The organism is Bradyrhizobium australiense (genome assembly GCF_013114825.1).
GTDB lineage: Bacteria > Pseudomonadota > Alphaproteobacteria > Rhizobiales > Xanthobacteraceae > Bradyrhizobium > Bradyrhizobium australiense.
On sequence record NZ_JAAVLX010000008.1, the window covers coordinates 145383 to 157855 of the forward strand.

A 12473-nucleotide genomic window follows, 5' to 3' on the forward strand; every position below is an offset into this window, starting at 1 on the left:
CGCGTCCGGGACACGAGCACTCTACCGCTTCCCGCGCGTCACCACTTCGCCGTCTTCCTTGACGAAGGATTCGACCGGATTATCCAGGAGATCGAGCACGAGCTCCGAGGGCCGGCACAAACGAACGCCCTTTGGCGTCACCACGATAGGCCGCTGGATCAGGATCGGATGCGCCAACATGAAGTCGATCAGCTCGTCGTCGCTCCATTTGGGATCGGCAAGGCCAAGCTCGGTGTAGGGCGTGTCCTTTTCGCGCAGCAAGTCGCGCGGCGAAATCCCGAGCGCGGCAATCAATTCGACCAGCCGGGCCCGGCTCGGCGGCGTTTTCAGGTATTCGATGACCTCGGGTTCCTCGCCGCTCTGCCGGATGATGGCGAGCGTGTTGCGCGAGGTGCCGCAGCCGGGATTGTGATAGATCGTGACGCTCATGGTTGCGCCTCCTTCAACATTGCGCGCGCCTTGTCGCTTTCACGAAGCAGCCAGCCCATAGAGATCAACGCGATGACAGCACCGCAGGTTTCCGCCGCGATGAAACCCGGAAGATCTGTGGGGCGAATGCCCGAAAACGTATTGGTCAGCGAGCGCGCAATGGCAACGGCGGGATTGGCAAACGACGTCGACGCCGTAAACCAGTAAGCCGCCGTGATGTAAAGGCCGACCAGCCACGGCACCGCGGCGCGGTTGAACCGGATGCCGGCCAGAATGGTCGCAACCAGGCCGAACGCGGCGACGGCTTCGGCGAGCCATTGCGCACCGCCAGTTCGCATTTTCAGCGAGGCATCGAGCAGCGGCAGCGCGAACATTGCGTGCGCGATCATCGTTCCGGCAATCCCGCCGGCGATTTGCGCAGCGACGTAAAGCAACGTCTCGCGCGGCGTCAGCTCGCGCCTTAGTGCAAAGACCAGCGATACCGCCGGATTGAAATGCGCGCCCGAGATGGGGCCGAGAATGGTAATGAGAACCACCAGGATCGCGCCGCTCGGTAGCGTGTTGCCGAGCAGTGCCAGGGCGGCGTCTTTGGTCAGGGTCTCGGCCATGATGCCGGAGCCAACCACGGTCGCAACCAATAGCGCCGTGCCGAGCGTTTCGGCGGCGAGCCGGCGTGGCAAATCGAATTCGAACATCAGTTACCTGTCAAAGGCCACGTATCAAGCAATTCCTCTACGAATTGCAGCAGGCCGAAGCGACAGCACCGCCTGCGACCTCCGGAGCGCAGCATGCGCTTTGCTTTTCATGCGCCACCCGGGCATTGCGCTCACCGGTGCCATCGCCGTAATCGGTGCTCTCACCGGTCGTGAGGAAGGTTTCCCACGCGACACCCGCCGGATCGTCGATCCAGGATTTCTCGGACTTGGCATAGCAGCAAACGGTCGCCCCTTGCTCGACGACGTCGCCGCCGGCCTTGTGAAGCCGCGCGTAGACCTCCTGCAGTTCCTCGGAGTTCTCAACTTGAATTCCGAGGTGATCGAGCCCAAGCTGCCTGCCGCGGGTCGAGATGGCAAAATTCACCCGCGGATCCTCGAGCATCCACTTGGCGTAATCGGTCTTGACCATGGCAGGCTTGGCGTCGAACAGCGCCGAATAGAAGCTGATCGATCGCGGAAGATCATCGACTGCCATATGAATGTGAAGTCGCTTCATGACGTTCTCCTGTCAGACCTTAACTTTGGCGCGCTTGCTGCGCTCGGGCTTGCATGACGTAACGGGCGCGCAGAGATCGGCGCGGCCGCCGCAACAATCCTCAACCATGAACGACGTCAGGTTTTGAAACGCCGCCAAATTGGCGCGGTAGATGATCGAGCGGCTTTTTCGCTCGCCCATCACCAATTCCGCGCGTGCAAGCACAGCGAGATGTGCCGACATGGTGTTCTGCGGCACGGCAAGGAGTTTGGCGATGTCGCCGGCAGCAAGACCATCCGGCTCGTATTTCACCAACAGCTTAAACACGCTCATCCGCGTGGACTGGGCGAGCGCGGCGAGCGCGAGGATGGCTTGCTCTGATTCCATATATCCAGATATATCGATATATGGGGCGCGGTCAAGCAAATTGCGCTGCCCTCGAATCCTCCGTATTCGGTGGTTGTTGGCAAAGAACGAAGAGGCAAACCGGGTGCGACTGACACCGGCAAGAAAAACGATCGCGAACAAGCCATGAGCGGGCCGCTTCCCATCATTCTGGCCCTCGGCACGACCCAGACGCTGGCTTGGGCCTCGAGCATGTATCTGCCGGCCATCCTGGCCGATCCGATTGCGGGCGATCTCGGAGTATCCTCGAATTGGGTGTTTGGCGCCTTCTCGGCCGCGCTGGTGCTGTCCGCCCTGATCGGCCCGCGCGTCGGACGGCAGATCGACCTGGTCGGCGGCCGATCGGTGCTGTCGATGTCGAACCTGGTGCTGGCGGCGGGGTTGACGCTGCTCGGCTTTACCACGTCCATCCCTGTGCTTGTTATCGCCTGGCTGCTGCTCGGCGTCGGCATGGGCGCGGGTCTTTATGATGCCGCCTTTGCCGCGCTCGGGCGGATCTATGGTGACGCCGCGCGACGCTCGATCACCGGCATCACGCTGCTCGCGGGCTTTGCCTCGACAGTGGGATGGCCGCTGTCCGCGTGGGGGCTGGAGACGATCGGCTGGCGCAACACCTGCTTCGCCTGGGCAGCGGCACATATCTTGATCGGCCTGCCGATCAATCTCCTGATGCTGCCGGCCGTGAAAGGCGCGAAGGCAGCGGTGGCTTCCGCCGTCAAGCCGCATATTCCGATCGATCGCACCATGATCGTGCTCGCCTTCGTATTCGCCGCGGCCTGGACCGTCACCGGCGCGATGGCGGCGCATCTGCCGCGCATCATGGAAGCGGCCGGCGCGACCACGGCGCAGGCGGTATTCGCCGGGGCGCTGATCGGCCCGGCGCAAGTGGCCGCGCGGATCTTCGAGGCGAGCTTTCTCAGCCGCTATCATCCGCTGGTCTCGACAAGGCTTGCCTGCATCACGCACCCGATCGGCGCCGCCATCCTCGGCCTTGCCGGCGGCGGCGCCGCCAGTGTGTTCGCGCTGTTCCACGGCTCCGGCAACGGCATCCTGACCATTGCGCGCGGCACGCTCCCCCTCGCGATCTTCGGCCCGGAGAATTACGGCTATCGCCTTGGCATCATCGGTGCACCGGCGCGAATGGCACAGGCCGCCGCCCCTCTGCTGTTCGGCCTGCTGATCGAGGCCATGGGCGCGCGGGTGCTGATCGTATCGTCGGCACTCAGCATCTCGGCGCTGCTGGCGCTGTTTCTGCTGCGCAAGACACCGCCGCAGTCGAAGACGTGAATTAAGACGCCGATCCCCGGACAAGTCCGAGCACGACGCTGCTGGTGAAGGACGTCGGAAATGCCGCAGGATACGACGCCGTCGATCAAACCAATTCAGTCATAGAACGCGGGCGACATCTTCAGACCGTCGCGTTGCGCCTTGTCATGGTTGATCCATAGTTGCGCTTTCTCCTTCGTCAGCGTGTCCGAGATCTTCTGCATCGAGGCCAGCGTCTCGTCCTTGCTAACATTCATCGTGGGCACCCCGCGATTGTCCCAGTTAGCTTTGAAATGGACGGCATCGCCGGACAGAATGACGGCACCGGTCTTGGGCAGTTTCACCAGCAATGATTGATGACCGGGCGTATGCCCGGGCGTGGAAAGAATGGTGACGCTGCCGTCGCCGAACACGTCACGATCCCCCTCCAGCTTGGTTACGGGGTGTTCAGGCTTGAACCGCGGCTGGTTGTTGGCGGCGGGCCACTCATATTCGGCCTTCTGGACATACAGCATGGTGGCGGGAAACATCTCGACGTTCCCGACATGATCGGGATGCGTATGGGAGACCGCCATCCCCTTGAGATCGGCGGCCTTCACGCCGAGCTCATCGAGCTGGGCCGTCAGCGTCTTCGGCCGACGCCAGTGAACCGCCTTGGGATCGGCAGGTGCAAGGCCGCCTGGCATCGCCGCCACCGCATCCGTAACGCCAGTATCCCAGAGAAACCAGCCCTGCGCGTGCTTGATCAAATAGCAATTGTCGACAAAGTCCATCGACTTGCCTTCGTTGACGCCGGGTGACCAGCGGGAGATGTCGCCGGCGACGCCCTCCCCGCAATTGAGAATGTATAGCTTCTCGACGCCCGGCTGACCGGTTTGCGCGTGGCCGACACCGACTGAATACGAAACCGACAACAACACTGTGGCAAGGCCGATTGCTCGTTTCACATTTACCTCCACCATCGACAGACCGGCTCTTGGGTCCGGCCGATCAAATCCTAGCTCATGAGTTCTCGAAAATCATCGCGGCTACGGATTTTTGATCTCCGACGTCGCGATCCATATGCCCGCAAACACGGCGACCAACCCGACGACGAGGTTGAGCGTGATCGGCTCGCCAACGAGCTGGGTGGCAAGCAGCCCGGCGGCAACCGGGTTGACGGTCATCGTGTTGGCCACGCGCGTCGGCGAGGCCCGCTCCAGCGCCAGCACCCACAGGATGAAGGCTAGCGCACCGCCGGCGACGCCGAGATAGAGCCCGGCGATCCATTGCGGTGTTCCGAACTGGCCGAGCGATACGACGCTGCCGGTCAACGATCCGACCAGGATCAGCGCCGCCGCGCCGGTGCCCATGCCCACCGTCAGGAAACCGAGCGCGCTGGATCGTTGGATGAGCGGGCGGGACCAGACATTGTAGAACGCCATGCACAGAACCGCGCCGGTCATGATCAGCTCGCCGCGCCACGCGCCCGTCGGCGCGGCGGACAATCCCGTTGCGAGCGCGGCGGCGACACCCAGTACCGCGATGCAGACACCGATCGACTTCCGTTTCGTCAGCGGCTCGATGCCGAGCAACGCGCCGACCACCATGGTGTGCAGCGGCAGAGTCGCCAACGCGAGCGAGGCGCGCGCCGCGGTCGTGAACGTCATCGCAATATTGTAGAGAACGAAAAACACGCCGAAGAAACAGAAGCCGAGGGCGGCGACGGCGGGCCAGTCCGCGCGCTTCGGCCATCGCGCCTTCATTAGCAGCGCCGCCGGCAGCACGCAGCAGAAGCCGATACCCCATCGCAGGATCGCAAGTGTGATCGGATCGGTGTTGCCGGCGAGATAGCGCGTGATCGCCGCGGCGCTGCCGCCGAGGCTGCTCGAGACCAACGCGATCGCCACCCCAATCCATTCACCCAATGCCGCCCCCTATCACCCGCCTCTATCGCGCGATCATATGGTGCGGGAAATCGCGCACGCGAGGCTCGACGGTGATCTGATGAATCTTTACCGTCTTGCGCCGCGCGAACTGTATGCAAATGGCGGCAACTGTCAGCAGCCTGTGTCGATCTCTCGTCTTGCGCGCGAGGCCATGACGGCCTTAGCGTGCTTGCGGGGAAATCGCAGCCTCCCCGTCAAATGGCGATCCCATTCAAGCGCTGCTCGCTTTTGTGTGGAGCGGGCACATGGATGGAACGACACTCGAACTGCCGCTATTTCTTCTCGCGACCTTTGCCGGCGCGCTCGTCGCCGGCCTCACCGGCTTCGCCTTCGGCCTCATCGTATCGGCGATCTGGCTCTACATCCTCACTCCCCTGCAGACGGCGACGCTGATCATCGCGTTCGGGCTGCTCGTGCAGGGCTATTCGGTCTGGAAGCTGCGCGGCGCGCTCAACTGGCGAAGGCTCTGGCCGTTCGTGGCCGGCGCCGCGCTCGGCGTTCCCGTGGGGGTCGGTATCCTGACCTGGGCGAATCCTGCCCATGTGCGCGCAGGCGTCGGCGCCTTCCTGGTGCTCTACAGCCTCTACGCGCTGCTGCGGCCGGCTATCCCTTCGGTGAAAGCGGGCGGCGCCGCGGCCGACGCTATCGTCGGTTTCCTCAACGGCGTGCTCGGCGGCATTACCGGGCTTGCCGGAATTCTGGTGACGATCTGGTGTGGCCTGCGCGGCTGGCCCAAGGACGTGCAGCGCACCGTGTTTCAGCCGGTGGCGGTTGCGATCTTCGCCATGAGCGCCGTGTGGATCGGCGCCAAAGGCGAGATCACGCCTGAGGTGATCAAGCTGTTCCTGATCGGATTGCCGGCCTTGTTCGCCGGCACTTGGGCCGGGCTCAAGCTGTACGGCCGGCTGGATGAGGCCGCTTTCCGGAAGGTGGTGCTGCTGTTGCTGCTTGTCTCAGGAGCGGTGCTGATCATCTGATGCCCGTGCGGGAACCGGGCAATGCGCGATCGCGTCCGGTCAATTGACCGTGAGCGTTGCCGACGTCAGCGCGCGAGCACGTTGACACTCCGCATAAGTGTGGCTGAATGCGGCCATGGGGGTTTTGCGATCCCCCCACGAGGCGACATGCCCAAGTATCGCGTCCCGGTTTCCCGGAGACGCATACGCATGCCCGAAATACTCTCTCATCTTATCACCACAAACTCGGCCGCGGCATCACGCCTAGGGATACCGCCTGCCGTCCGGCCGAACATCTGGGGCGCGCGCAAGAAGGAGAACGCCATGAAACACCCCCTCGCACTACTCGCGCTCGGTGCCGCACTGCTGCTGTCAAATGCCGCCCGCGCCGATGCTGTCGACTGGAAGAAGGTGGATGCCGCGCTCGGCAAGACCGCTACAGTGAGCGGTGAAGTGCATCGTTACGGGCTGCCGCGATCCGATCTGCACGTCACGCTGGACGGCATCGCGATCAAGCCGGCATTGGCACTGGGCGGCTGGGTCGCCTTCGCTCCGATACAGGGAGAGGCCATGCTGATGGGCGATCTGGTGTTGCTCGATACCGAGATCACCCCCGTCATGACGAGGCTGCTGGACAGCGGACTGGACATCACCGCCATCCACAATCATATTCTCCGCGCCTCTCCTGCGACCTTCTACATGCATGTGGCCGGGCACGGCGACCCCGAGAAAATGGCGACCGCGCTCCATACAGCGCTTTCATCGGCCAGCAAGACGCCGTTCGATCCGCCGCCCACCACGGCCACCGCTGCGCCAGCAGTTGATCTCGACACCGCAAAGCTCGACGAGGCGATGGGCGCCAAGGGCACGGCGAATGGCGGTGTCTATCAGTATGGCATTCCGAGGCGTGATCCCGCCACGGAAGGCGGAATGCAGGTCAACACGCCGCTCGGCGGCGCCAACGCCATCAACTTTCAGCCGACCGGTGGCGGCAAAGCCGCCATAACAGGCGATTTCCTCGTGACCGGCAACGAGGTCAATCCGTTGATCCGCGCGCTGCGTGCCGGCAATATCGAAGTCACCGCGATCCATAGCCACATGCTCGCAGAGGAGCCGCGGATGTTCTTCGTTCATTTCTGGGCCAACGACGACGCCCTGAAGCTGGCGCGCAACGTTCGCGCCGCGCTCGACAAGACGGCCGTCGCGCAGCATTAACCGGAGCCACATCAAAGCTCCTTCGGCGGCATTGTGCGGTGGAACGAGAACAAGGGCGGCGCCGCGGTCGGCGCCGGCAGCCGGGTTTTCGCGACCAATCTGGGTACGGATTAGAGGTGCAACCGACCAGATCCGCGAATTATCGCTTCAATCCGTTCCTAAATTTCAATCAATTGCGTCGAACTGACATAGCGTGCCGTCAAGAAGTTTTTGGCATGAGGAGCTAACCGGAACCCCGGGTTCCGGTGGTTTCGCGGCTCCGGCAGGTTGGAGCCTCCAGGCTCTGGGATTGGCTATGAAGGAAGCGACCCGCTTACGTGAATTGGAAGCCGAGTGCCGTCAACGCGCGCTGAGCGAACCCGACAAGAAATGGTATTGGCTGGCGCAGGCCGCCAAATACCAGGTGCAGGCAAGCCAGAAACTCGCCTTTCACTCGGAAGAGAGCAACACACCCGACACGCCGGAGATCAAGCTGGCGCAATGGTCGCATGCGCGGGATGAGCGACGCGTGATGGACCCCCTCCCCGACGGACGGCGATCGCTCTGGTAGTCCGGCGAGGCGCGCCGACGAGGCGATCTTCGATCGCGTGAGACCGCGCTATCGCCCCTGCTCTTCGGGGGGTTTGATATGGCGGAACGAGAACAGCAGGGCGAGGTCGTAGGCGATCTTGAGCGTGCCGCAAACCACCAGCGGCAGCCCCGCAAACGACGTCATCAAGAGCGCGCCCGAGATCGCCGGGCTGACGGCAGATGCGAGGCTGCGCGGCACGGCGGTGACGCTCGCAGCGGCGGGCCGTTCGGCCGGCGTCACCACGGCCATGACGTAGGAGGTACGGGTCGGCACGTCCATCTGTGACAGCGCCGAGCGCAACAGCAGCAATCCGAGCGCGACGTAAAGGTTCGGCGCAAACGCCGCCAGGATCAGAAAGATGCTGGAAGGGATATGCGTGAACACCATGGTGTTGACGAGGCCGATGCGCTTGGCGATCCAGGCGGCGACGGGATAGGAAAAGGCCGAGAGCGTGCTCGACCAGAAGAAAAACACGCCGGCTGCGGACAGTGACAGATCGAAACGCTCGAACAGCCAGAGCACCAGCAGCGATTGCGCGACAAAGCCGCCGGCAAAGGAATCGATGCTGAACAGCGCCGCGAGCTTGTAGACAGTGCCGCGCGAGGGCCCGAGCGGCGTCTGTGGCGCTCTCTCCTCGCCACGCTGATGCGGCACGTAGCGATAGAGGGTCACGCAGACGATGCCGAGCGCAGCGTAGCCGTAGAACATCAGGCGGAAAGCGGCGAGCCTCGTGCTGCCGCTGGCGACGAGGAGGTCGGGCAGCGAGGCCGCGAGCGAACCCGCCGCGGTGCAGAGCGCCCCGATCAGGCTGTAGCGCGCGAACACCTGCGTGCGGCGCTCGTCGCTGGCGCTATGCGCCAGCACCGCATGCTCGAGCGGCACCAGCACGCCGAGATCGCCGCCCGACGGATTGATGGTGCCGATGAATGCGACCAGTGCGATCAGAACAAAATGCTCGACGCCCGGAAACGCGACGCCGGTTGCCGCCATCAGGCAGGCGCCCGCCATCATCAGCGGCCGCAGGTCGTGGCGCGGCGCGATCCAGCCTGTGATCAACGTCAGCAGCGCCGTTCCCAACAGCGATGCCGTCGCAACGATGCCGACGGCGATAGCGTCGTAACCCAGCGCCGTCATGTAGGCCGGCAGGATGATGATAGCAAAGCCGTCGCCGAAGCCGCGCAGGCCGCGCGCGACATACAGCAGCCTGATCAGCGCGTTGGCGGTGGAGAATTTCGGTTCAATCAAAATATCAGTCATCACTGCATAACCTTACGGCAAGACGGTAATCTTCAACTGATCGAACCGCGTCATGCTGTCGGACCTGGTCCACAACGCCACGCCGCCGGCCCCGGCAAAAGTTTTGCCGAACAGTTTCCTGCCGTCCAAAGAACGGTGAAGCGATGGCCCTCCGCGCGCAGGCTGAGGGTACGCCATTCATTCGGCGCGACCTTCAAATTGGCGCGATCCATTCTCGCCGGCCATTGACGACACGATAAAGGCGGACGTTATCCTCCAGCGCATTGGCTCGCGCCACCCTAGTAATTGTCGGCGTCTTGCAGCCGCACCGCGACGCCAGCTGCCTGATCCGTCTTCCCGGCGACCGCTTTGAAGCGGATTTCGACGTCGACATTGGCCGCCGACAGGCTCTCATAAACAGCGAGCGGAAACCGGTAATCGGTGCAGTCGGTGCTGGTCTGCTCGATGGTCTGTCCTGCCGAGGACGTCTTGTCTGGTGTGACGGTCCACTCGCCTTTGCGCCCCTGACCGGTGCGCGCGAACGAAAATCCCGCCGGCGGCGATCCGGGCGTCATGCTCCCGATGGCTATCATGGCGGCTCCTGTCTCGGCAGTCGCGGACGCTGGCGCGAGCGCGAGGGTGGACGCGAGGAGGATTGATGGGGTTGAAAGGGATCCGGCCGGTTTCTGTCCATGCGCAATCCTCGACACGTCGAGTGCGCAGAGCTTGGACGGTGACCGTCTGACGGGGAGCCTGCTTTGTCCCCGATGATGGGAAGTTAGGACCGAATACCAGGTTTCGCAAGCGCTCTGTAGGATGGGTGGAGCGCAAGCGATACCCATCTGTCAGCCCCGTAATTCACCAATGATTGGTATCGCTTCGCTCCACCCATCCTACGGCACTGAGAACCGGTTGACAGCCGAAGCCGCAGGCGCTTAATTCCGCCCATGGGGATTTTTGCGATCTCCCCACGAGGCGACAGGCCCAAGTATCGCGTCCCGTTTTCTTACGAGGGCGCAGCCATGTCATCCTACACCACGATATCTCCAGACAAGCTTTCAAAGTTGATCGGCACGGCGAACATGCCCGCCCTGATCGACGTTCGTACCGCTGAGGATTTCGCTGCTGACCAGCGGCTGATTCCGGGCGCAGTCAGACGCAACCATGAAGACGCCGCCGGCTGGGGCGAGGAATTCTCCGGCCGCGCGGCGATCGTCGTCTGCCTGCGTGGGCAAAAGCTGGCGCAGGGCACCGCAGCGTGGCTGCGGCATCTGCATGTCTCGGCCGAAGCGCTCGAAGGCGGGTTCGAAGGCTGGAAGGCCGCAAAACTGCCGCTGGTGCCGGCGGCAAAACTCCCGGCGCGCGACGCGCAGGGCCGCACGGTCTGGGTCACGCGCGCGCGGCCCAAGGTCGACCGCATCGCCTGCCCGTGGCTGATCCGCAGGTTCGTCGATCCGAACGCGGTGTTTCTGTTCGTGACGCCGGCTGAAGTGCTAGGAGTCAGTGAGCGCTTCAATGCCGCGCCATTCGATGTCGAGAACGTGTTCTGGAGCCACCGCGGCGAACTCTGCACGTTTGACGTGATGATCGAGGAGTTCGGTCTCGCGACGCCGCCTTTGCTGCGGCTGGCGACAATGGTGCGCGGCGCCGACACCGGTAGGCTCGATCTCTCCCCGGAAGCGCCCGGGCTGCTGGCCGCATCGCTCGGCCTGTCGCGCATGTTCGACGACGATCTCGAACAGCTTGAAGCGGGCATGACGCTGTACGACGCGTTCTATCGTTGGTGCCGCGATGCGACCGGCGAGACCCACAACTGGCCGACCAATAAGGCGAAATCGTAATGGATGCGACGATGAACAAGGTGGCCGAAGCCGATGCCAGCCGGGAAGCCGGTCATGACATCAGCTTCGGCGAAGCTTTCCGGGTCTGGCTGCGGGTCGCCATACTGAGTTTTGGCGGCCCGGCCGGGCAGATCGCGGTGATGCACCGCATCCTGGTCGAGGAAAAGAACTGGATCTCCGAGAGCCGGTTTTTGCATGCATTGAACTACTGCATGCTGTTGCCGGGCCCGGAGGCGCAGCAGCTTGCGACCTATATCGGCTGGCTGTTGCACCGGACCGCCGGCGGCATTATGGCGGGCGGGCTGTTCATCCTGCCCGGCATCATCGCCATCATGGGCTTGAGCTATATCTACGCGGCCTATGGCAATGTCGGTTTCATCGAGGCGCTGTTCTTCGGGCTGAAGGCCGCAGTTCTTGCGATCGTGGTCCACGCGGTCGTCCGCGTCGGCAAGCGCGCGTTGCGCAACCGGGTGATGATCGCGCTCGCGGCAATAGCTTTTGTCGCGATCTTCTTTTTCAATGTTCCCTTCCCGATCATCGTCATCGCGGCCGGCGTGATCGGCTATTTCGGCGCGCGCAGCGGCCGGCCCGAATTCGCCGCGATCGAACACGGTGGCGGCAAGAACTCGGCAGCGGTCGACAGTCTGCTCGGCGAGGAATTGCCTGACCATGTCCGCCCCAGCATGGCGCACGCGCTGCGCGTCAGCTCGGTGTGGCTGCTGCTGTGGGTCGTTCCGGTGGCGGCGCTGCTGATCGGGCTTGGCCCCGCCAATGTGTTCAGCCAGATTGCGCTGTTCTTTTCCAAAATGGCGATGGTGACGTTCGGCGGCGCCTATGCGGTGCTGGCCTATGTCGCCCAACAGGCGGTCGAGCATTATCACTGGCTGCAACCGCGCGAGATGCTCGACGGCCTCGGCATGGCCGAGACCACGCCGGGGCCGTTGATCATGGTGCTGCAGTTCGTCGGCTTCATGGCGGCCTATCGCGACCCCGGCACACTGTCGCCGATGTGGGCTGCAACACTCGGCGGATTGCTGGCGACCTGGGTCACCTTCATCCCCTGCTTTCTCTGGATATTCCTCGGTGCGCCCTATGTCGAGACGCTCCGCGGCAACAAGGGGCTTGCGGGCGCGCTCTCCACCATCACCGCCGCCGTGGTCGGCGTAATCCTCAATCTCTCGATCTGGTTCGGATTGCACACGCTGTTCCGGCAGACCAGGCCGGTGCATTCATTCGGGCTGTCGTTCGACATGCCGGTATGGGGAAGCTTGGATATCGCAGCCTTCGTGCTGGCAGCAGCCGCGGCCACCGCGATCTTTCGGCTTAACGTCGGCATGCTGTGGGTGCTGGCGGGATCGTGCGCGGCGGGCGTGGCGCTAAGGTTTGCGGGGTTAGCGTAGTGCAGCCGTGATCTCGTAGGATGGGTGGAGCGAAG

General features: G+C 63.3%; 14 protein-coding genes. 6 read left to right on the forward strand and 8 right to left on the reverse strand.

Translation table 11 applies throughout. The features are described from left to right. Positions 1 to 21 precede the first annotated feature (21 nt). From arsC to HCN58_RS24750, 4 genes are read right to left on the reverse strand one after another with little or no spacing between them, the layout of a single operon-like run. Complete coding sequence (arsC, locus tag HCN58_RS24735) at positions 22 to 429, reverse strand: arsenate reductase (glutaredoxin) (RefSeq protein WP_171581994.1); 408 nt, start codon at positions 427 to 429, stop codon at positions 22 to 24. Beyond that, positions 426 to 1124, reverse strand: a complete 699-nt coding sequence (locus tag HCN58_RS24740; protein WP_171581995.1) for an aquaporin — start codon at positions 1122 to 1124, stop codon at positions 426 to 428. The genes arsC and HCN58_RS24740 overlap by 4 nt, the downstream gene beginning before the upstream one ends. A 37-nt stretch (positions 1125 to 1161) precedes the next feature. Next, positions 1162 to 1641 (reverse strand): ArsI/CadI family heavy metal resistance metalloenzyme, encoded by a 480-nt coding sequence (locus tag HCN58_RS24745; RefSeq protein WP_171581996.1) that lies wholly within the window; start codon positions 1639 to 1641, stop codon positions 1162 to 1164. Positions 1642 to 1653: 12 nt separating this feature from the next. Further along, positions 1654 to 2007 (reverse strand): ArsR/SmtB family transcription factor, encoded by a 354-nt coding sequence (locus HCN58_RS24750; RefSeq protein WP_171582189.1) that lies wholly within the window; start codon positions 2005 to 2007, stop codon positions 1654 to 1656. Between the two features lie 144 nt (positions 2008 to 2151). Here HCN58_RS24750 and HCN58_RS24755 point away from each other — a divergent pair, with 144 nt between their 5' ends. Then, positions 2152 to 3312: an MFS transporter gene (locus HCN58_RS24755; RefSeq protein WP_171581997.1), complete on the forward strand. Its 1161-nt coding sequence runs from the start codon at positions 2152 to 2154 to the stop codon at positions 3310 to 3312. A gap of 95 nt (positions 3313 to 3407) precedes the next feature. On the opposite strand, the gene HCN58_RS24760 is transcribed toward HCN58_RS24755, so the two are convergent. Together HCN58_RS24760 and HCN58_RS24765 are read right to left on the reverse strand one after the other, a co-directional pair. After that, positions 3408 to 4253, reverse strand: coding sequence for an N-acyl homoserine lactonase family protein (locus HCN58_RS24760; RefSeq protein WP_171581998.1), 846 nt, complete (start codon positions 4251 to 4253; stop codon positions 3408 to 3410). A gap of 66 nt (positions 4254 to 4319) precedes the next feature. Beyond that, positions 4320 to 5198, reverse strand: coding sequence for a DMT family transporter (locus tag HCN58_RS24765; RefSeq protein ID WP_171581999.1), 879 nt, complete (start codon positions 5196 to 5198; stop codon positions 4320 to 4322). A gap of 266 nt (positions 5199 to 5464) precedes the next feature. Between HCN58_RS24765 and HCN58_RS24770 the strand changes: the two genes are divergently transcribed. The 3 genes from HCN58_RS24770 to HCN58_RS24780 all read left to right on the forward strand — a co-directional run bounded on the left by HCN58_RS24770 (position 5465) and on the right by HCN58_RS24780 (position 7940). Continuing rightward, a complete protein-coding gene (locus tag HCN58_RS24770) occupies positions 5465 to 6196 on the forward strand; it encodes a sulfite exporter TauE/SafE family protein (protein WP_171582000.1) in 732 nt (243 codons plus the stop codon). 303 nt (positions 6197 to 6499) lie between these two features. Next, positions 6500 to 7390 carry a DUF1259 domain-containing protein gene (locus tag HCN58_RS24775; protein ID WP_171582001.1) on the forward strand — a complete coding sequence of 297 codons (891 nt, stop codon included), beginning with the start codon at positions 6500 to 6502 and terminating at the stop codon, positions 7388 to 7390. A 295-nt stretch (positions 7391 to 7685) separates the two neighbouring features. Beyond that, complete coding sequence (locus HCN58_RS24780; protein ID WP_171582002.1) at positions 7686 to 7940, forward strand: hypothetical protein; 255 nt, start codon at positions 7686 to 7688, stop codon at positions 7938 to 7940. A gap of 48 nt (positions 7941 to 7988) precedes the next feature. On the opposite strand, the gene HCN58_RS24785 is transcribed toward HCN58_RS24780, so the two are convergent. Further along, positions 7989 to 9218, reverse strand: a complete 1230-nt coding sequence (locus HCN58_RS24785) for an MFS transporter (protein ID WP_171582003.1) — start codon at positions 9216 to 9218, stop codon at positions 7989 to 7991. A 278-nt stretch (positions 9219 to 9496) separates the two neighbouring features. Continuing rightward, positions 9497 to 9790, reverse strand: coding sequence for a hypothetical protein (locus HCN58_RS24790; RefSeq protein WP_171582004.1), 294 nt, complete (start codon positions 9788 to 9790; stop codon positions 9497 to 9499). A gap of 429 nt (positions 9791 to 10219) precedes the next feature. Here HCN58_RS24790 and HCN58_RS24795 point away from each other — a divergent pair, with 429 nt between their 5' ends. Both HCN58_RS24795 and chrA read left to right on the forward strand, forming a co-directional pair. Next, entirely contained in the window at positions 10220 to 11038 is an 819-nt protein-coding gene (locus HCN58_RS24795; RefSeq protein ID WP_171582005.1) for a chromate resistance protein ChrB domain-containing protein, read from the forward strand. Beyond that, positions 11038 to 12438: a chromate efflux transporter gene (chrA, locus tag HCN58_RS24800; RefSeq protein ID WP_171582006.1), complete on the forward strand. Its 1401-nt coding sequence runs from the start codon at positions 11038 to 11040 to the stop codon at positions 12436 to 12438. Before HCN58_RS24795 ends, chrA begins: the two co-directional genes overlap by 1 nt. Positions 12439 to 12473 lie beyond the last annotated feature (35 nt).

What these genes read in the sequence shown, in the direction of transcription:
- HCN58_RS24790 (WP_171582004.1), bottom strand. Translation starts at nt 9,790, where the DNA reads ATGATAGCCATCGGGAGCATGACGCCCGGATCGCCGCCGGCGGGATTT.
- HCN58_RS24780 (WP_171582002.1), top strand. Translation starts at nt 7,686, where the DNA reads ATGAAGGAAGCGACCCGCTTACGTGAATTGGAAGCCGAGTGCCGTCAA.
- HCN58_RS24745 (WP_171581996.1), bottom strand. Translation starts at nt 1,641, where the DNA reads ATGAAGCGACTTCACATTCATATGGCAGTCGATGATCTTCCGCGATCG.
- arsC (WP_171581994.1), bottom strand. Translation starts at nt 429, where the DNA reads ATGAGCGTCACGATCTATCACAATCCCGGCTGCGGCACCTCGCGCAAC.
- HCN58_RS24785 (WP_171582003.1), bottom strand. Translation starts at nt 9,218, where the DNA reads ATGACTGATATTTTGATTGAACCGAAATTCTCCACCGCCAACGCGCTG.
- HCN58_RS24775 (WP_171582001.1), top strand. Translation starts at nt 6,500, where the DNA reads ATGAAACACCCCCTCGCACTACTCGCGCTCGGTGCCGCACTGCTGCTG.
- HCN58_RS24740 (WP_171581995.1), bottom strand. Translation starts at nt 1,124, where the DNA reads ATGTTCGAATTCGATTTGCCACGCCGGCTCGCCGCCGAAACGCTCGGC.
- HCN58_RS24750 (WP_171582189.1), bottom strand. Translation starts at nt 2,007, where the DNA reads ATGGAATCAGAGCAAGCCATCCTCGCGCTCGCCGCGCTCGCCCAGTCC.
- chrA (WP_171582006.1), top strand. Translation starts at nt 11,038, where the DNA reads ATGGATGCGACGATGAACAAGGTGGCCGAAGCCGATGCCAGCCGGGAA.
- HCN58_RS24770 (WP_171582000.1), top strand. Translation starts at nt 5,465, where the DNA reads ATGGATGGAACGACACTCGAACTGCCGCTATTTCTTCTCGCGACCTTT.
- HCN58_RS24795 (WP_171582005.1), top strand. Translation starts at nt 10,220, where the DNA reads ATGTCATCCTACACCACGATATCTCCAGACAAGCTTTCAAAGTTGATC.
- HCN58_RS24760 (WP_171581998.1), bottom strand. Translation starts at nt 4,253, where the DNA reads ATGGTGGAGGTAAATGTGAAACGAGCAATCGGCCTTGCCACAGTGTTG.
- HCN58_RS24755 (WP_171581997.1), top strand. Translation starts at nt 2,152, where the DNA reads ATGAGCGGGCCGCTTCCCATCATTCTGGCCCTCGGCACGACCCAGACG.